Consider the following 18,651-nt stretch of genomic DNA (forward strand, 5'->3'; position numbering starts at 1 on the left):
AACCGGCGCGCCGACGGCGCACCGGAGCGATCCTATCCGGAAGGAGACGGTTGCCACAACACGCCACCGCACCCGATGAGAAGGCCATTTCCTGCCTCCACGCCCTGAAAGGGCGGCACAACGGCACCGCAGGAACGGAGATCCCGGCTCCGCCTGCCCACAAGGGTTGGGCTGGCGACAATCGCACTGAGACGCGGAAAGGCAAGAAGCTTGCCTTTCCGTTCAGAAAAAGGGTCCGGTCCGGCGCAGGATCTGCCGCGACCGCCCCAGGCTGCACCGATTACATCAGCATCAGCTTGTCGTTCAGCGCCATCCAGCCGCCGGGCTCCTTGATCAGGGCGGCGGTGTCGTGCTTGCCGAAGATGCGGGTGAAGCTGCGTTTGGTGAAGATCTCGTAGAACATCGCCGAGGCCGGGCCGACGGGCCCGCCGCGGCCACCGAAAGCACCGGCGATCACGGTTTCCTGATAGGCGCGCCAGTGAACCTCCATCGCGGTGCGCGCGACGAGCTTGCTCAGCGTCACCTTGATGCCGAGCTTGGCGACGGTGGTGGCCACGCTGGTGGCAAGGCCGACCGCCGGGATCGGAATGGCGGCACCGGCAAGACCGACGCCGCGCACGCCGATCTTGGCCACCTTCGCCTTGAGCATGGCATCGACCCAGCGCGTCACCGTCTCGCTCTTCTTGAAGCCCTTGCCGGCGGCCTTGATGCCGATGAGATGCGCAGCCGTGGTGCCGACGGCGCTGCCCTCCTTCAGGATGCTGCCGACATCGACCGCCGTCACACCCGAGGCAAGGCCCCCGGCGAGACTGACCGCGCTGCCGCCGAGCCCCTTGAAGGTGCGCCCGGTGAAATACTTGCGCGTCTTCGGCGACATGCCGTCATGTCCGTTGGCCAGGAAGGCCGGGTTCGGGATGACCCTCTCATCCGCATCCTCCGCGCCGTAGACCTCGCGCAGGAAATGCACGACCGCCACGATGCTCGCTGCGGTGTCGTCCATATCCGCGATCGATTCCACGACACACCAGCACACGTCTTCCGCGTCGCCCTTGTCGAGCGCGCCAAAATTGATACCACCCGGCACGACCTGTCCCCCTTTGAAAAACCAGAGACGGCCCGTGTGCAGCCCTTGCTCGCCGTGCCGTTCTACCCCTTGTCCCCACCACGTTACGCGGCGTCGCTTGCTTACGCCATCACTAAAATGCCGACGCAGACGCTACTGCAAACTCCGCACAATTGACAGTGGCAAGTCGCGGCCCAACCGCACTTTTCGCGTTCAGGCACACCGCCGGACGACCAGCACCGTGATGTCGTCGAACTGTGCCGCGCCGCTGGCAAAGGCACGCGCCTTCGCCAGAACGGCACCGGCAAGATCGGCCGAGGAAGCGCCGCGATTGCCGGCGATCTCGGCAAGGATGGCCTCCGTGCCGAACTGGGCCTGATCCGCGTTCTGCATGTCCGAAAGACCATCGGAGGTGAGGAACAGGCAGTCGCCCGCAGCAAGGGCCAGCTCATGATCGGCAAAGGTCAGCGCCTCGATGACCCCGAGCGCCGGATCGGGCGGCGTGGAGACCTCCGACACGGCCGCCGCGCCTGTCAGGATGGGATAGACATGCCCGGCATTGCAATAGGCGAGGCGACCGGTCGCAACCTCCAGCAGGGCGAAGAACAGCGTGACGAAGCGGGAATTCGGATTGTTCTTGCAAAGCTCGTCGTTGACGAGGGCGACGATCTCGGAAGGCTGAGGCACCCGGCCGGCTATGGCGTGGAACTGCAGCGTCCCCGCCCGCAGGAGACTGCGCGTGCGCGCCATGAAGAGCGCGGCCGAAGCCCCCTTGCCCGCCACATCGCCGATCGCCAGCGCGACGAGGCCCGGCGCGACCTCGAACACGTCGTAGAGATCGCCGCCGATTTCAAGGGCAGGATCGACGCTCGCAAAGATGTCGAGCCTTGCCGGATCGACGGGAAATTCGGTGGGCAGCATGGATTGCTGGCACAGCCAGGCTTCCGCCAGTTCGCGCTCCAGCCGGTCGAGCTGGCGCTGGTTGATGTCGCGCAGGAACTTGCGTTCCAGCACGGCCCTGACGCGGGCAGCAAGCAGCGCGGGATTGAAAGGCTTCGGCAGATAGTCCTCAGCGCCCAGCTCGACGCAACGCACCACCGTCTCGATCTCCGATGCGGCGGAGATCATCACGACGGGCGTCTTCTGAAGCCAGCCCTCGTCGCGCATGGCCTGCAGCGCATCGACACCGTTCATGCGCGGCATCATCACGTCGAGCAGCACGAGATCGAAGGGCTCGCTGCGGATCCTGTCGAGCGCCTCGAGGCCGTCGGCCGCCTGGTGCACATCGACGAGACCCTGCCGCCGCAGCCGGCGCGCCAGCACGTCCCTGTTGTCCTCGATATCGTCGACGATGAGGATTCTTGCCTGGGAGAAATCCAAAGAGGGCCTCGTGGCTGCGATGCGGATGAAGGGCGGCGCCGGGGCGTCAGGTTACGCCAATCGCGCGGCGTTTCAAGGCGGCGGATGGAATTGCCATACCGTGCCCGGCCTTACCGCCCGTTGATCGAGAGCATGCCCGTCACGGGATCGATCGCCGTGTTGAAGATCACCGCCTCGCTGGAGGAATCGGTTTCCAGAAGCGCGTTGATCTGGAAGCGCAGCACCCGCTCGACCTGGTTTTCCGGCACGACCAGCACGACGGAAAGCTCGCGGAAGCGTGGCTCGAACCGGCGGATGACATCCTCCAGTCCCTTGCGGAACTGTTCCTGCTGGGCGGGCGAGGCGAGGTGCTGGCTTTGCACTTCCGGCAGGCCGTAGGTCAGGATCGACTGGCGCAGCTCCGTCAGCCGCGCGTCCTCCGGCAGGCGGCCCGGCCGGGTGTTGAACAGGATTTCCAGGTCGCGCCGGACCGATTCGTGCAGTTCCTGCATGGCGCGGTCGGCACTGCGATCGGTCTCGATGCTGTCGCCCTGCAGCAGCCGGTCGAAGAGCGGAAGCCGGGGAGGGGCCTTGTTGGGAAGCCGGGCCATGCGTTCTCCTTTGCCTTACCGCGACCGCATCGCCTGGACTTCAGTGCGCATCCGGAACCCGGAGACGACCTGGTCGAACTGGAAATGCGGCTGGAGATGCAGCACGCAGTTCATGACGCCCGGGCGCCCGCTCACCTCGCTCATCTCCAGCCGCGCCCCGGCCAGCGGATAGCGCGCCTTCAGCTCGGGGCCGGCATCGGTGTTGCCGATCGTGTAATTGCGCAACCAGTCTTCGAGATACCGTTCGAGGTCCTGCGGCGTCGTATAGGCGCCGACCCGGTCGCGCGCCATGATCTTCACATAATGGGCGAAGCGGCTCATGCACATGACATAGTGCAGCATGGAGGACAGCCGGCCATTGACCTGCATGGGCAGGTCGCCGTCATTCGGGGCGGCATAGAGCGATTGCGCGCCGAGGAAGACGACGGACCGATCGAAATTGCGCGGGGTAAGCGCGATGAAGCCGAGCCCTTCGAGAATCTTCTGCTTCTTGTCGGTAAGCTCCACCTCCAGCGGCCGCCGGTAGGCGATGGCCTCGCCGGTGGAAAAATTTGGCGCCGGCAGATGGTCGACCACACCACCGAGATCGCCCTCCGGACCGCGCGTGCCGCACATGTCGGCAAACCAGCCCCAGTCACGGAAGGCCCGGATGGCAATGACGCCGAAGGCGAAGGCGGCATTGCCCCAGAGCCAGGAATCGACCCCCGCGCCACCCTCGCTGTAGCGGAAGCCGTCCTGACGGGAGGCGCTGTCGCGGTATCGGTCGCGCAGCAGGACACGCGGCATGGCGATGCCGAGGAAACGGCTGTCCTCGAGGTCGCGCAGCCGGCGCCAGCGATGGTATTCGCCGAGCTGGAAGCCGGCATCGAGACGTTGTGCATAGGAAAGGTCGGCGAAGGTGGTGACGCCGAAGAGCTCCGGCGCGGCACCAAGGATGCAGGGAGAGAAGGCCGCAGCGGCGACCTGCGCAAGCCCGGTGAGCGTGCCGACATCGTCCTGCCCGCCGGGGGCACGGTGGCGCACCGCGTGATCGCACAGAAGCAGACCGTAGGGCACGCCGCCCGGCATGCCGTATTCTTCGCTGTAGACCTTGGCGAACAGCGTGCTCTGGTCGAACTCGATGGCACGGTCGAAGTCCCGCGACAGCTCCGCCCAGGTCGCGTTGAAGAGCTTGACGCGGACCTTGTCGTCGTTGCCGGTTTCCGAAAGCAGGAGATCGACACCGCGCCAGGAGGCTTCCAGCGCCTTGAAATCGGGAGTGTGGATGATGGCGTCGATCTGGTCGCCGAGGAGCGGATCGATCGCCGCGATATCGCGGGTCAGCACCGCGCGCCAGCGGTCGCCGCCCTTGCGCGGGCCGAACCAGAGACGGAGGCATTCGTCAGGGTCCTCGCAGTCGAGGAACCGGTCGAGCGCCGCGGCAGGAGCATCCCCGCCACGGCCCAGGACAGCATCGACGATCCGAAGCCGCAGGCCGGCTTCGCCCGTCGCACCATCGCCGCCGGAGGCGTGTCCCGCAGCGATGGCGTCGTCTTCGTGCATCCGGGCGTCAGCCCATCTGCGGAATGCGGGCGACGAGGCGCATGGAGGCGGTCAGCTCTTCCATCTGCAACCACGGACGCAGGTACGCGACGGCGTTGTAGGCGCCCGGCGAACCCGGGATTTCCTTCACCGTGACCTGGGCTTCGGCCAGCGGATACTGCGCCTTCATTTCGGCGCTCGCATCCGGATTGCCGTTGACGAAGTTGCGGATCCAGTTGTTGAGCCAGGTCTCGCAATCGCTGACCTCGAGGAAGGAGCCGATCTTGTCGCGGCCCATGACCTTGAGATAGTGCGAGAAGCGCGACGTCGCCATGATGTAGGGCAGGCGGGCGGAGATGGCGGCATTGGCCGTCGCGTCCGGCTTGTCGTACTTCTTCGGGCGCTGGGTCGTCTGTGCACCGAAGAACACGGCATAGTCGGTGCTCTTGTAGTGGCAGAGCGGCAGGAAGCCGAGCTTGGAAAGTTCGGCTTCGCGGCGGTCGGTGATACCGATTTCCGTCGGGCACTGCTGGTCGGCATCGCCGTCGTCGCTGGTGAAGGTGAAGGTCGGAAGGTTCTCCACCTTGCCGCCGCCTTCCGCACCGCGGATGGCCACGCACCAGCCGTACTTGGCGAAGGCCGAGGTCAGGCGTTCACCCAGCGCGTAGGATGCATTCATCCAGGTGAAGTCTTGCGACTGCATCTTTGTGACGACGCCGTTGGCATCGATCGGGGCTTCCTCGAACTTGAACTCCTCGATCTGCTTGCCCTGCGAACCGTAAGGCACGCGGGCGAGCACGCGCGGCATGGTGAGCGTGACGAAGCGGCTGTCGTCGCTGTCACGGAAGCTGCGCCACTTGATGTATTCCGAGCTGTCGAAGATCTTTTCGAGGTCGCGCGGCTTAGAAAGCTCGGTGAAGCTTTCGAGGCCGAACATCTTCGGGCTGGCGGCCGAGATGAAGGGCGCGAAGGAGGCGGCGGCGACATTCGACATGCCCTGCAGCACTTCGAGGTCTTCCGTGCCGCTGCCGAATTCGAAGTCGCCGATCAGCGCGCCGTAGGGTTCGCCGCCGGGCGTGCCGAATTCGTTTTCGTAGAGCTTCTTGAAGATCTGGCTCTGGTCGAATTCGACGGCCTTGGTGAGGTCCTTGTGCAGCTCCTTCTTCGTCATGTTGAGCATGCGGATCTTCAGCGTCGCGCTGGTTTCCGAGTTCTTGACGAGATAGTTCAGACCGCGCCAGGTGCCTTCCAGCTTCTGGAACTCGTCATTGTGCATGATCGCGGTGAGCTGCTTGGAGAGCTTCTCGTCGATGGCCGCGATCGCCTTGTTGAAGGTCTGCGTGAGGTTCTTGCTGAACGTCACCGTGCCGGAAAGGGCTTCGGAGGTCAGCGTGCGCAGGAGGTCCTGGATCTCGTCGGGCTCGGCGGTCTTGGTGACCTGGATGGCCTGGTCGAGAAGGCTCAGGGAGCCGGTCTCTTCGGCGACAGCGGCGCTGCCGGCTGCTTGGGTCTCGGCGCTCATGCCCTTACTCCTTCTCTGCGCCAAGCTCGCCCGCCAGGGCCGTCAGCTTGTCGGTGTTCTGCAGGACTTCTTCCAGGAGGCTTTCCAGCTCTTCCGAGCGATCGACCTTCGACATCAGGTCGCGCAGCTTGTTGCGCACGGCCAGCAGCTTGCGCAGCGGCTCGACCTGGTCGACGATGGCGCCGGGCTCGAAATCGTCGATCGACTTGAACTTCAGCGCGACCGGCAGCAGGGAATCGTCACCCGCCAGCGTGTTCTCCACCTTGAATTCCGCGCCGGGCGTCATGCGCTGCATGACGTCGTCGAAATTGTCGCGGTCGATCTGGATGAACTTGCGGTCACGCAGCGGCTTCTGCGGCTCGTAGGGCTTGCCCGAAAAGTCGCCGATCACGCCGACGACGAACGGCAGTTCCTTGCGGACCTGCGCGCCTTCCGTCTCCACGTCATAGGTGATGTGAACGCGCGGTGCACGCACTCTCTTCAGTTTCTGTTGAACGCTTTCTGCCATGACGGCCCCCTCTTCAAGCGGTGGATTTTCTGCGACTCGTTATCAATAACCCTGTTCAGCCGGCTCCGGCGGCTTGATGCCCGCCGCCAGCAAGATGCGCTGCAGATGGGACGGGTCCTCGACCAGCTCCAGCAGCAGTTCGGGCAGGCTCATGCGCGCACGCCTGACGGCGTCATCGAGCGTGTACGACATGGGCGAATGGGGCTCCGTCTTGCGGAAATAGGCGGCGATGCGGGACAGTTCCGCCAGCGCCTCCTCACGAGACTGATAGCCTTCGATCTTCCGCACGACGACGGTGGTTTCCCCCGCCGCGCGCATGCCGGCCTCGCCCTCGTCTGCCGGACCGTCGGCGGCGATGTCCTCGCTGCCGGAAGAGTAGTTTGCAACTGCCAGCTTGTCAGCGGCGAAATGGGCGATCGAGCGGGAGATCTCCTCCAGAAGCTCGCGCAGCGCCGAAACGGGCGGGGCATCGACGCCTGCCACCGCGTCGAAGGCCGCCGACATCTCGGCAAGGGCGGCAAGCGCCTCCGCGATCCCGGTCTGGGTTTCGGCGAAGAAGGAGGCGGGCGTATCGGCCACGCTCTCCATGAATTGCTCCATGGTCACCGCGCCGTTGTCGATCCGCTCCTGCCGGCGGTTGGAATCGGTGACCTTGGCAAGGTCCGTCGCCTGCTCGTAGTTCCACAGCGAGTAGCTGCCCTGCGAACCACGGGTGATGGACACGAGGCGGATCGGCTGGATGAGCGTGCCGACCGCGCCGGAGCCGTTGAGGCCGGCGACGGCGGATACTTTTCCTTCCACGCCGTCTTCGTCAAGCTCGGGAAAACACGTCTCCCAGAAACCCGCGACGAGGCCGGTCATCACCTTCAGGCCATCGCGCAGGCCCATGAACCCGTCCTGCCGCAACAGGGCCTCGATCAGCCATGCGGCGATTTCGAGATCCTTGCCATGGGTGCCGAGAATCTCCGCCGCCGTTTCGGCGACCGTATCCCATTCCTCGGGCGGTGCGCCGCCGAGTTCGACAGCGGCCCGCTCGGCCGAGCGGGCGGCGTTACGGGCGTCCTTGGTGCGGTAGTAGAGCGAGGTGGGGGAGCTGTCGGAACGCGGATCGGTCCCGGCAGGCGCCTCTTCCGAGATCGGCTGGAGCAGAGCATCGACATCGATAACCTGCGGCAGAGCCATGGGTCTAGATCCTCCCCTCGCGGGCTGATTGCGGAATAGCCGGCGCATGCCGCTTCCGCCGCACTTCAATTGGATACCGCTACACGCGGGGCTGGCAGAGAATGCTTAGCCCCAAATACTTAATTGATCTTGAAGCGAATCTCCCGATTCTGGAGCTTCGCCCCGAGCCTGTTGTTCCACAAACGTCACACGTTTTTGTGAAGCCTGGCTCACGATCCATTCGTTCCTACCGGCCGCTCGCCCGGCAACCAGCCGTTGCCGCCATTGGCAATGCTGACCGCCCGGACGATTGCCGTCTCGAAGCGGTCGACGAGCGTCGCCGCATCGCCATTGGTGATCGACAAGAGGATGGACGCCCCCGCGCCGATCGGCCCCAGGCGCGGATCGGCCTCCGCATCCGGCATGCCCTCCGGCGCAAGGCTGCCGCCGGACCAGAACACCGAGAGCGCGGCATAGGCCGCCGCTCCCGTGAACTTCGCCGATTCGGCGCATTCCATGCAAGAGCGGCGACGGGCGTCGCTCGGCTCGTAGACCCAGGCCGCCGTGCGGTCGAGGCACAGCATTTCCAGCTCGGTCGGCACCGGAATGTTGGTTCTGGCCACCACATGCGCCCACCAGATCGCCTCGCGGATGGGCAATGCAAAGGCGACGAACCGCACGGCGTCCCCAATGTTTTCCGCCTCGACGAGCAGCGCGAGGAAGCCTTGCGGTGACAGGTCGGGCAAAAGGAAGGGGCGAGCCTCGGCAGACAGGTCCGCCCGGCTGCAGATCTCCTGCGCCGTCTGGGCCGTCACCTTGCGGAACGCTTCCGTCTGGATCTTCACCGTCTGCCCTTCGTTCTTGCCGGTTCCGGATGGCGGAGCGCCTGCTCCCCGCCGGAGCCGGCCTAGTTGATCTTCACGATGCCGCCCTTGAGGATGGCCATGCCATCGCCCGCGACGTTGACGACCGGTCCCTTGACATCCGTCTTGGCGGAACCCTCGATGGAAAGGGTGACGCCCTTGATGGTGATGCCGGCCTGCGTGATCTCCACCGTGCTGGCGCCGCATTTCAGCGTGATGCCCTGCATCGCCTCGAGCGTGATCTTGCCGGCGCTGGCCTTCGTCGTCTGGTTGCCCTTAGACAGCGTCAGGCTGTCGTCGCCCATGGTGAGCGCCACGGTACGGCCACCCTTCTTGAGCGTCAGGTCGTCATTGCCGGTGGACAGCGTGACGGTGCGGTTGCCCTTGTCGATGTCGAGCATCTCGTTGCCCGTCTCGATCTTTTCCGTCCGGTTGCCCTTCTTGATCGTCAGGGTCTCGTTGCCCTCGGTGATCTCGGTGGTGCGGTCGTTCTTGATCGTGCGCTTCTGGTCGTGCCCGACATTCAGCGTGTCGTCGTTCTCGACTTCCCGCAGGAAATCCTTCTCCGCATGGAAGGTGATCTTTTCTTCGCCCTTCTTGTCCTCGAAGGAGAGCTCGTTGGCATTCGCCGTCTGGCCGGACTTGCTGCTGCGGGTCAGAAGCCCGCTCTTCGTCATGTTGGCGGGCAGCGCCCAGGGCGGCATGTTGTCGGCATTGTAGACAGCGCCCGTCACCAGCGGCCGGTCCGGATCGCCGTCGAGAAACTGCACCACCACCTCCATGCCGATGCGCGGCACGAAGACGGAGCCCCAGTTGCTGCCGGCGAGCGACTGCGCCACGCGCACGAAGCAGGAGCTCTTCTCGTTCTTCTTGCCGTAGCGGTCCCAATGGAACTGCACGCGGATGCGGCCGTATTTGTCGGTGTGGATCTCATCGCCGGACGGGCCGACGACGAGAGCCGTCTGCGGCCCCTGAACTACGGGCTTCGGCGTTGGCAGCGGATTGCGCGCGATGCGCGTCGCCGGCATGGAGGAGAAACGGTTGCGGTAGTAGGGTTTGACCTCGGTGCCGGGCCGCATGGTGAAATGCGCGCGATCAAGGGCCTCGTGATGCACTTCCGTCAAGACGAGGCGGCGGTTTTCCGCAGAGACGGGATGCCCCTTCAGCGTGAAGGCATGGCCGCTCGTGAAGCTGGCGCAAGTGCCGCCACCGCTCACCGTCTCGAAGCCAGCCTCGGCCGCGTCGATGGCGGCGGTGGCATACCGCTTCAGCGTGTCGGCTTTCACAGACGTGCCAGGGAAGCGGAAATGCTCCCATTTCTTGCTCGAGGCGGGCTGCTGGTTCGTCTTGCGTTCGCCCTCGATGTTGTCGGCGGGCTTCTCGAAGTCGTAGTCCTCGATATGCCATTCGGCGTCCGTGAGGCTCGCGCCCGTGTCGAAGGTGTGGATGCTGTCGACCGCCTCTTCCTGCGCCTGGCGGTATTCGACGGTGTCCTGCAGGCAATCGGCATAGGCGGACGCGTTGTCTGCCAGCACCAGCTTGTGCTCGCCGTCCTTGTGCTTGAAGAAATAGAAGATGCCCTCCTCGGAAAGGAGGCGCTGGAAGAAGTCGAAGTCCGTCTCGCCGAACTGGACCCGGTATTCACAGGTCTCGTAGCTGGCGCTCAGCTTCTTCTCGAAGGGCACGTCGCTGTCGCCGAGCAACTGTTCGATGATGGCGACAGCGGTCTTCTCCTGGAAGACCTTGTGATCGGAGGTGCGCTTGAGCAGCCACAGGCTGGGCGAGACGACAAGCGTATAGAGCCGGTATTCGTTGCGCGTGAAGGCACCGGCCGAGAAGGCGGTGACGATGCCGTTGACATAGCGGCGCTTGCCGCCGGGACGCGCCATGGAGAGGGTCACGCTCTTGCCGAGCAGATCCTTTGGATCGATCGAGGCGCGCGTGGAAAGGGCGCTGACGGTGAATTCGAAGAGGCTGGAGATGCCTTCCGTGCCGCGCGCTTCCGTGGCGACGAAGACGTCTTTCCCGAGAGGTGTCTCCAGGGTGATCCAGCGGTCCTCTTGAACTAGGGTCGTCGCCATGGGGTCTTGCTGCCCGAAAGATGCGCGCGAGGCACGCATCGCCGTCTTGTGTCATGGGTCGGAGGCGGCAGGGCCGGACGCTCCGTCGAAGCTCGCGGCGCGACCCCGCCTCTTGCGGTAAGCCGCGCCGTGAAGGCCTGTGGCTGGCGTCAGCCGCTCTTGGTCGTGGACAGGTCGTAGTTGACCGTGACCGGGGTGCCGCCCTTGTTCTTGTCGTCGTAGGGCACGAACTTGAATTCGATCTTGGTGAAGTTGATCGAGAGCGATTCCGTCGGACGGTCACCGCCCGAGGAGACGCTGTAGCCCGAGATGAGCGCGTTGGTCAGCGTGTATTCGACATAGGTGTTGCCCGGGTTGCCCGTGCTGACCAGGTGGATTTCCACCTTCTTGCCGGTGGTGCCCGTCACCGATTCGGTGAACAGCTTCGGCGAGGCGCCGTCGAGCGTCTTGGTGACGACGACTTCACTGATGCTCGGCTCGCTGGCCTCGCGGTTCGTGCTTGCGCCCGCCGGCGTGGAAATGCCGCGGCCGACGCCGAACTGCAGGGACGACACGTCGATCCACTTCTTGTGGGTGTCGTGCGTCGCTTCCCCTTCGATGCCTTCGTATTTCAGGTAGATTGCCATAGTTTGCTCCCTTGGTATCCTGATGGAGATGTCGTCGATGGATCGGGACGATCACGGCCCGCCCCGCATTGGCTTCATTGCGCTGCCACGAATTCCGTCGGCTGTTCCGGCTGCGCGACCGTATCGCCCGAAGGTTGCGCGTGGAATTCGAACTGGCCGTTTTCATCGAGCACGGCCTTCAGTCCGCCGATCTGTCCGCCCTCCGCCATGACGGCGAGAACATGGGACGACAGCCTCGGCAGGAGCCCACGCGAAAGAATGTACTCGATGTTTCGGGCGCCGCTTTCCACTTCCGTGCAGCGGCTGGCGATCTCCTCGACGAGCGTGTCGTCCCAGCTCAGGACCGCGTTGTAGTTTTCCGCGAAACGCTTGCGGATACGGCCGAGCTGCAGGGTGACGATCTGGCGGATGACGTCGTCGGCGAGCGGAAAATAGGGAACCACGGAGCAGCGGCCGAGGAAGGCCGGCTTGAAGCTCTTCAGCAGTTCCGGACGGATCGCCTCCGTCAGCTCGGTCAGGTCCGGCCGCTTGGCTGGGTCCGCATAGAGCTTGTGGATGAGGTCGGTGCCGGCGTTCGAGGTCATGATGATGACCGTGTTCTTGAAGTCGATGTCGCGGCCTTCGCCGTCGCGCAGCATACCCTTGTCGAACACCTGGTAGAAGACGTCCTGCACGCCGGGATGGGCCTTTTCCATCTCGTCGAAGAGGATGACCGAATAGGGCCGCCGGCGCACGGCCTCCGTCAGCACGCCGCCTTCGCCGTAGCCGACATAACCGGGGGGCGAGCCGACGAGCATGGAAACCTTATGCTCTTCCTTGAATTCCGACATGTTGATGACGGTGAGGTTCTGCTCGCCGCCATAGAGCAGGTCGGCAAGCGCCAGCGCCGTCTCGGTCTTGCCGACGCCCGAGGTGCCAACCATGAGGAACACGCCGATCGGCTTTCTCGGATCGAGCAGCTTTGCGCGCGACGTGCGGATGGTTTCGGCAATCGCCTCCAGCGCATGGGACTGGCCGATGACGCGCTCGCGCAGCTTGTCGTTGAGGCCGAGGATCGTCTTGATCTCGTTGGAGACCATGCGTCCGACCGGAATGCCGGTCCAGTTGCCGACAACTTCGGCGATCGCCTGGCTATCGACCGTCACCCGCATCAGCGGCGTCTCGCCCTGCAACGCTTCCAGCTCCCCGGTGAGGACGGAAAGCTCCGCCTTCATCTCCTCGGGGGTCTTCTCGCCCGGCTCGGCTTCGTCCGGAGCGGTCAGGGCATCGTGCAGCGCGCGGATGCGCGAGACGAGGTCCTGCTCGCGCTTCCACTGGTCTTCCAGCTTTTCCAGTTCCTCGGCAACGCGCACGCGCTCCTCTTCGAGGTCCGCGATGCGCCCGGCATGGTCCGCGCCGATCTTCGTTTCACGCGCCAGTACGCCGAGATCGACGTCGATCATGTCCAGCCGGCGGCGACGGTCCTCGACGGCCGCGGGCACGGCATTGCTGGCGATGGCGACGCGGCCGCAGGCCGTGTCGAGCAGGCTCACCGCCTTGTCGGGCAGCTGGCGGCTCGGAATGTAGCGGCGCGACAGCCGGACCGCATCCTCCACGGCCTCGGCAAGGACGCGCACGCCGTGGTGGCGCTCCAGCGTCGGAATGAGGCCGCGCATCATGGCGATGGCCGCAACGTCGTCCGGCTCCTCCACCTTGACCACCTGGAAGCGGCGGGTCAGTGCGGGATCGCGCTCGAAATACTTCTTGTACTCCGCCCAGGTCGTGGCGGCGATGGTGCGCATCTCGCCGCGGGCGAGCGCCGGCTTCAGGAGGTTTGCCGCATCGTTCTGGCCGGCAGCGCCACCGGCGCCGATCAGCGTATGGGCCTCGTCGATGAACATGATGATCGGCTTGGCGGAAGCCTTGACCTCCTCGATCACCTTCTTCAGCCGGTTCTCGAACTCGCCCTTCATACCCGCCCCCGCCTGCAACAGGCCGAGATCGAGCGACAGGAGTTCGACATCCTTGAGGGCAGACGGCACCTCGCCGGCGGCGATCTTCAGCGCAAAACCTTCCACGACCGCCGTCTTGCCGACGCCGGCCTCACCGGTCAGGATCGGGTTGTTCTGGCGGCGGCGGGTGAGGATGTCGACGATCTGGCGCGTCTCGGAATCGCGGCCGAGCACGGGATCGATCTTGCCTTCGCGCGCCCGCGCCGTGAGGTTGATCGTGTACTGGTCGAGCGCCGAACCGCCGGCCGGGCCGGCCGGGGACGAGGTGGAGGCCTCGCCGGAGGCTGCCGTCTTGCCGCTGGCGGCGGCCGACTGGCCGGCCTCGCTGCTGCCCGAGACGATCTTCAGAAGACTGGTCTTCAGCGTTTCCGCATTGATCCGCGCAAAGAGCGGAGAGGCATCGCGCGCCAGTGCGGAGAGGGCGTCGTCGCCGAGCAGGCTGACGATGAGATAGCCGCTGCGGATCGAGCTGTCGCCATATTGCAAGGAGCCGTAGATCCAGGCCTCGCGCACCCACTTGACCACATTGGGGGTGAGGGCCGGCGAGCGGCTGTTGCCGGTCTTCAACCGGTCGAGCACCTTGGTGAGATCGGCCGCGAGCCGGCCCGTGTCGATCTCGAAATGGCGCAGGATGGCCGCGACGTCGTTGTCCGTCGCCTCCACCAGCTTCGTCAGCCAGTGCTCGATCTCGACATTGTAGTGGGTTCTGGACAGCGTCAGCCCGACAGCACCTTCGAGCGACGAGCGGCAATGTGCATTCAGTCGCCCTACCAGCGATTGCAGATCCACGTTCAGCAAAGCAGCCCCCCAGCTTTTGCCACGCCAAAACCCGGTATAACCGTGCTTCAGCGTAAAAGGATGATTAGAATCAATTCTCGTAAGGCAAAACGATTACCAACTCTAAAACCTAGTACGCGTAAAAGTCTACCGTCGTTTGTTTCTCACCCGGAGAGTGCGGCGTCCACATTCGGGTAGATTGGAAACAACCTTAAGAAACCACTCATTTCGAAGACCAGGCGGATGCGGCTGTTGAGGCCGGCCAGCGCCATGCCGCCGCCTGCCGCGCGGATCTTCTTGGCCGCGGAGAGGAAGGCGGAAAGCCCGGTGCTGCTGATATAGTCGAGATTTGTCAGGTCGATGACGAGGTTGACGTCGCCCCGGTCGATGACCGCGGAAAGATGCCTGTCGAAGACGGGAGAGGTCTGGCTGTCGATCCTGCCGCTGGGAGAAACGACGAGCTTGCCTCCCTGCCGGGCCTCGGCGATGTTCATGATGATATTGACCTCGGGCTTCCTGTTGATCACTCTGGCGCTTCGCCGGGACGGCGTCGGATGCGGGCGATGATTTCAGAAAGTTGCGCGACTTGCCAGAACGTTTTTTGACACTTTTCGGTGTGCCGGCGTGATGCGGGAAGGCCCTGTCTCCGATGCCGCGCTGATCGCGCATCTGCGCACATCCCTCTTGCCGCAACGGTTTCCGGTGCGCCGCGAGGCCGAACTGGAAGGCGGTGCGGGCGATGCGGGCGATGCCGTCTCCTTTTACGACCATCATTGGCCGGCGCCGTCGCTGCTCGCCGCCAGCGCCGTGCGGGTAGCGGGTGGCGACATCGCCGCGGCGCTGCGCGCGGCAGGCATCCGGCAGCTTTTGCGCGCCCTTGTCGCCAAGACGGCGAGTGCGCAGGAGGCGCTGGCGGCCCTGGCGGAGCGGATCGACACGGCCGGCCTCGATATCGGCCTCCTCGTCCTCGACGTCGTCACCGGCACGGCATCGGGGGCGGCCTGCGGCAGGGCATCGGCGGTTCTCGCCCGGTCGGAACGGGCCGGTACGGCGGTTCTGCAGGCTGGCGACATCGCGTGGCTGACGGCCGGCGACGTCGCCGCTCCTCCGGCCGCGGTCGCCACACCGCTGGACGGCATCGCCGCGCTGGTGCACGAGCGGATCGGCCGAGGCCGCTCCGGCGCGGCCTGCGCGCTGCTCGTCAAGGCACGCGGCCGCCTTGCGCAGGAAGCGGCCTTCTCCCTCGGCAACACCCATGGCGACATCCAGGTCGCGGCGGAGAAGGTGCGGCGCTTTCTGGAGACGCACGGCGCCGGCGAGGCCGATGTCACCGGCATCGACGTGGCACTCGACGAGATCCTTACCAACGTCGTGAACTACGGCTTCGAGGACGGCGGAGCCCACGAAATCGTCCTCGCCCTGTCGATCGCGTCGAACCTGCTGACGATCGAGGTGCAGGACGACGGGCGCCCTTTCGATCCGCTCGGCATTCCCGAGCCCGACCTGGAGGCGGACCTGGAAAGCCGACAGATCGGCGGCCTCGGCATGCATTTCGTGCGCACGCTGCTTGACAGGGTTTCCTACAGCCGCCGTAATGGCTGGAACGTGTTGAAACTGGAAAAACACCTCGTCGCAGAGGCGGAGAAGGCATCGTGAACGCCGCACGCATGGGAGACATGGTCAAGCAGGATGCGCCGCATTGCCATGCGCCGATCCACCCGGCCGCGCTTGTACCGACGCCGGTGCCCCATCCCGCCCTGCCGCTTGCCATCATCGGCGGCCTGCCGACCGTGATGATCGGCAACATGCCCGCCGCAAGGATGACGGACATGACGATCCTCTGCTCGCTGCCCAGCTGCGTGCCCGGTGGACCGGGCATGATCTCCAAGGGCTCCTCCACCGTTCTGATCGGCGGCCTGCCGGCCGCAAGGGTCAACGACCTGACGCTGCACGCCGTCTGCGTCGCGCCGATCCCCAGTCCCGTCGGAAAGATCCTGCCGCCCGGTTGCCCGACCGTGATGATCGGCGGCTGACGTGCGGATTACCCATTTCGAGACGTTGCGGCCGGTCTGTCCGGTTTGCCGGCTGAACGGGCTGGAAGGCCGGCTGAAGCTCACCACGATCGAGGCCGAGACCGGGGAGGACGTTCAGAGCGGCATCCTCTCCTGCGCGCTGTGCGGCTCGGAATTCCCCATCCTCGACGGCATGCCGGTCATCGTGCCGGAGGTGCGCCGCTTCGTGCAGGACAACCTCTTCTACCTCATGGCCCGCACCGACCTGACGCCCGCCGTCGAAAGCCTGCTGGGCGACGCCGCGGGGCCCGGCAGCGGCCTCGAATCGATCCGCCAGCACGTCTCCTCCTACGCCTGGGACCATTGGGGAGATCACGATCCCGCCGCCTTCACCCCGGTGCCGGGCGGCGGCGTGCCCGGCGCAGTGTCGCGCAACCTCGCCCAGGCCCTCGACATGCTGGACGGGGACCTGCCGGAGGGCCCCGTGCTCGACATCGGCTGCGCGGCCGGCCGCACCGTGACGGACGCGGCGGAGCGGCTCGGCCGCGACGTGCTCGGCATCGACCTCTCCGTGCCGCTGGCGCGCTGCGGCCGACAGGCGGTGGTCGGCGGCCGCATCGACTACGGCCTGCGCCGCGTCGGCCTCGTCTACGACCGGCGGTCCTACGCCCTCCGCCACCGGGCCGAAGGGCGCGGTGACGTGTGGCTCTGCGATGCGCTCGCGCTGCCGTTTTCCGCCGGCACCTTCGCGCTTGCCATCGGCATGAACGTCGTCGATTGCATGCGCGATCCGCGGGCGGGGCTCATCGAAATCAGCCGCGTGCTCGCCGACCACGGCAGCGCGGTGCTGTCCGTGCCCTTCGACTGGGCGGGTCAGGTAACGCCGGTGGAAGCCTGGCTGGGCGGCCACTCGCAGCGCTCCGGCCATGCCGGCAGCCCGGAGGCCATTCTGGACCTCCTCCTGTCCGACGGGCCGCTTGCCGCCGGTACGCTCCGACGCACCGGGGCCCCTGCCGAAGTGCCCTGGCACGTCCGGTTGCACGATCGCTCCTGCATGTATTATTCCGCTTATCTGGTGGTCGCGCGCAAGACGGTGGGGTAACATCCCCGCGTGCCAGCGATTCCGTGATTCTTTCGGTCAGACGGAAGATCCGGATCGTCAGCGGGGGTGGACAATGCGATTGCGACTCGTACTCAAGGGGCCGGAGCGGCTGATGGCCGGTCTGCGGGAAAAGACCGTCGAGACGGGTGCCGTCGTCATCGGGCGCTCGGCCGAGGCCGACTGGGTGCTTGCCGATCCCGAACGCATCGTTTCCAAGCGTCATTGCCGCGTCGAACGGCAGGCCGGCGGCTTTCTTCTCACCGACATGTCCACCAACGGCGTCCTGGTCAACGGCGTGCCGCTGGGGCGCGAAGCCTCCCGCATGCTGGTCGACAGGGATGTGCTGACGCTCGGCGATGCCGTCATCGCGATTGCGATCGAGACGGAAGCGCCGGCCGTCGCGGCCAATGCCGGCCAGGCCGTTCCCTCCGCCGGCGCCGACGATCCCTTCGCCGAAGGCCCCTTCGGTTTCGACGACCTTGCCGAGCAGGCCGTGGAGTCCGCCATCTTGCCGGATGTGACGCCGGAGAATGCTAGAGACAAGGTTGCGGTCCTACAGGATTGGTGGATTCCCGATGCGGCAAGCCGGCATGGCGAGCCAAATCCTGTGGATATCTCCGGGGGCATGGGCAATGCCTCGAATGCAAATACCAATGCGGCGGGCGAGACGGTAGCCTCGTCCGATGCGGAAGCGAATCTCGTTGCGGCAGCCGTAGGGCTGGATGCGGCGGCGTTCGCGAGGGCTGTTGAAGCGGCGATGTCGGTCTTGTCTGTGGACGAAAAGCGTAGGTTTGAGGGGCGGTTGCGGGATCTTCTTCGCAAGGAGAAGGCAGGTTGACGACTGGACTCTATCCGGTGCGGTGGTGGCTGGCCGGGTTGCGCGCGGTGCTCGCGCGCCCTTTCGCCTTCCTGTGCCTGGGTCTGGTGGCCTTTTCCCTCGCCGGCTGTGGTGCCTTCGGCGCGAAAAAGCCGCCGCCGACGGAGATCGAGATCAAGCCGGCGCCGGTCGATGCCAGCCTCGACGTCATCGCGGTCGCCTCACCCCTCGTCAATCCGGGGCCGGACGGGCTGCCGCAACCGGTGGTGATGCGGCTCTACCAGCTGAACGGCGAGACGGCATTCGCCAATGCCAGCTTCCGCCAACTCTGGGAAGCGGATGCCGAAACGCTGGGGCCCACCATGCTGGGCAAGACGGAACTTTATTTCGCACCCGGTGAGGTGCAGCGGGTCAAGGCGAACCTGATCGAGGGAACCACGATTATTGCCGTGGTGGTCGGGTTTCGCAATTTCGAGGAGGCCAAGTGGCGGGCCATGGTCGGGCTCCAGGGGGACAAGAAGTTCAAGCTCAAGGCGGAGCTGAAGACGCTGTCCATCGAACTGGGGCCGCAGGACTGAGCAAGTCGTGGCGTAGCGGCAAGGCCGGTGCGACGCGGGCAGAGCCCGCGCCGCCGGCG

17 protein-coding genes are annotated in these 18,651 nt (G+C 65.3%); 5 read left to right on the plus strand and 12 right to left on the minus strand.

Going from position 1 to position 18,651, the window contains the following annotated elements:
• Nucleotides 1-280 precede the first annotated feature (280 nt).
• From P9A16_RS18945 to P9A16_RS19000, 12 genes are all read right to left on the minus strand, one after another.
• Nucleotides 281-1,084: a hypothetical protein gene (locus P9A16_RS18945; protein ID WP_023515577.1), complete on the minus strand. Its 804-nt coding sequence runs from the start codon at nt 1,082-1,084 to the stop codon at nt 281-283.
• Between the two features lie 192 nt (nt 1,085-1,276).
• Complete coding sequence (locus tag P9A16_RS18950; protein WP_023515576.1) at nt 1,277-2,443, minus strand: PP2C family protein-serine/threonine phosphatase; 1,167 nt, start codon at nt 2,441-2,443, stop codon at nt 1,277-1,279.
• Nucleotides 2,444-2,553: 110 nt separating this feature from the next.
• Nucleotides 2,554-3,033 carry a type VI secretion system baseplate subunit TssE gene (gene tssE / locus P9A16_RS18955; RefSeq protein WP_023515575.1) on the minus strand — a complete coding sequence of 160 codons (480 nt, stop codon included), beginning with the start codon at nt 3,031-3,033 and terminating at the stop codon, nt 2,554-2,556.
• 15 nt (nt 3,034-3,048) lie between these two features.
• Nucleotides 3,049-4,575: a type VI secretion system contractile sheath large subunit gene (tssC, locus tag P9A16_RS18960; RefSeq protein WP_023515574.1), complete on the minus strand. Its 1,527-nt coding sequence runs from the start codon at nt 4,573-4,575 to the stop codon at nt 3,049-3,051.
• Between the two features lie 7 nt (nt 4,576-4,582).
• On the minus strand, nt 4,583-6,076 hold the full coding sequence (tssC, locus tag P9A16_RS18965; RefSeq protein WP_023515573.1) for a type VI secretion system contractile sheath large subunit: 1,494 nt from the start codon (nt 6,074-6,076) through the stop codon (nt 4,583-4,585).
• Between the two features lie 4 nt (nt 6,077-6,080).
• Nucleotides 6,081-6,584: a type VI secretion system contractile sheath small subunit gene (tssB, locus tag P9A16_RS18970; RefSeq protein ID WP_023515572.1), complete on the minus strand. Its 504-nt coding sequence runs from the start codon at nt 6,582-6,584 to the stop codon at nt 6,081-6,083.
• 42 nt (nt 6,585-6,626) lie between these two features.
• Nucleotides 6,627-7,766 carry a type VI secretion system protein TssA gene (tssA, locus tag P9A16_RS18975; RefSeq protein WP_023515571.1) on the minus strand — a complete coding sequence of 380 codons (1,140 nt, stop codon included), beginning with the start codon at nt 7,764-7,766 and terminating at the stop codon, nt 6,627-6,629.
• A gap of 209 nt (nt 7,767-7,975) precedes the next feature.
• Nucleotides 7,976-8,590: a DUF6931 family protein gene (locus tag P9A16_RS18980; protein ID WP_023515570.1), complete on the minus strand. Its 615-nt coding sequence runs from the start codon at nt 8,588-8,590 to the stop codon at nt 7,976-7,978.
• 62 nt (nt 8,591-8,652) lie between these two features.
• Nucleotides 8,653-10,689, minus strand: a complete 2,037-nt coding sequence (locus P9A16_RS18985; RefSeq protein WP_023515569.1) for a type VI secretion system Vgr family protein — start codon at nt 10,687-10,689, stop codon at nt 8,653-8,655.
• 149 nt (nt 10,690-10,838) lie between these two features.
• Nucleotides 10,839-11,315 carry an Hcp family type VI secretion system effector gene (locus tag P9A16_RS18990; protein ID WP_023515568.1) on the minus strand — a complete coding sequence of 159 codons (477 nt, stop codon included), beginning with the start codon at nt 11,313-11,315 and terminating at the stop codon, nt 10,839-10,841.
• Nucleotides 11,316-11,389: 74 nt separating this feature from the next.
• Nucleotides 11,390-14,095 carry a type VI secretion system ATPase TssH gene (gene tssH / locus P9A16_RS18995; protein WP_245290339.1) on the minus strand — a complete coding sequence of 902 codons (2,706 nt, stop codon included), beginning with the start codon at nt 14,093-14,095 and terminating at the stop codon, nt 11,390-11,392.
• Nucleotides 14,096-14,247: 152 nt separating this feature from the next.
• Nucleotides 14,248-14,610 carry an STAS domain-containing protein gene (locus P9A16_RS19000; RefSeq protein ID WP_245290162.1) on the minus strand — a complete coding sequence of 121 codons (363 nt, stop codon included), beginning with the start codon at nt 14,608-14,610 and terminating at the stop codon, nt 14,248-14,250.
• Between the two features lie 100 nt (nt 14,611-14,710).
• Here P9A16_RS19000 and P9A16_RS19005 point away from each other — a divergent pair, with 100 nt between their 5' ends.
• The 5 genes from P9A16_RS19005 (at nt 14,711) to tssJ (ending at nt 18,592) form a co-directional block, all read left to right on the plus strand.
• Nucleotides 14,711-15,739: an ATP-binding protein gene (locus P9A16_RS19005; protein WP_024270063.1), complete on the plus strand. Its 1,029-nt coding sequence runs from the start codon at nt 14,711-14,713 to the stop codon at nt 15,737-15,739.
• Complete coding sequence (locus P9A16_RS19010; protein WP_023517450.1) at nt 15,736-16,116, plus strand: PAAR domain-containing protein; 381 nt, start codon at nt 15,736-15,738, stop codon at nt 16,114-16,116. The genes P9A16_RS19005 and P9A16_RS19010 overlap by 4 nt, the downstream gene beginning before the upstream one ends.
• Before the next feature lies 1 nt (nt 16,117).
• Entirely contained in the window at nt 16,118-17,197 is a 1,080-nt protein-coding gene (locus tag P9A16_RS19015) for a class I SAM-dependent methyltransferase (RefSeq protein WP_024270064.1), read from the plus strand.
• A 73-nt stretch (nt 17,198-17,270) separates the two neighbouring features.
• Nucleotides 17,271-18,035: an FHA domain-containing protein gene (locus P9A16_RS19020; protein WP_278025903.1), complete on the plus strand. Its 765-nt coding sequence runs from the start codon at nt 17,271-17,273 to the stop codon at nt 18,033-18,035.
• On the plus strand, nt 18,032-18,592 hold the full coding sequence (gene tssJ / locus P9A16_RS19025; protein WP_023517087.1) for a type VI secretion system lipoprotein TssJ: 561 nt from the start codon (nt 18,032-18,034) through the stop codon (nt 18,590-18,592). Before P9A16_RS19020 ends, tssJ begins: the two co-directional genes overlap by 4 nt.
• Nucleotides 18,593-18,651: the final 59 nt, after the last annotated feature.

Source organism: Shinella sp. 838 (assembly GCF_029623935.1).
Taxonomy (GTDB): Bacteria; Pseudomonadota; Alphaproteobacteria; order Rhizobiales; family Rhizobiaceae; genus Shinella.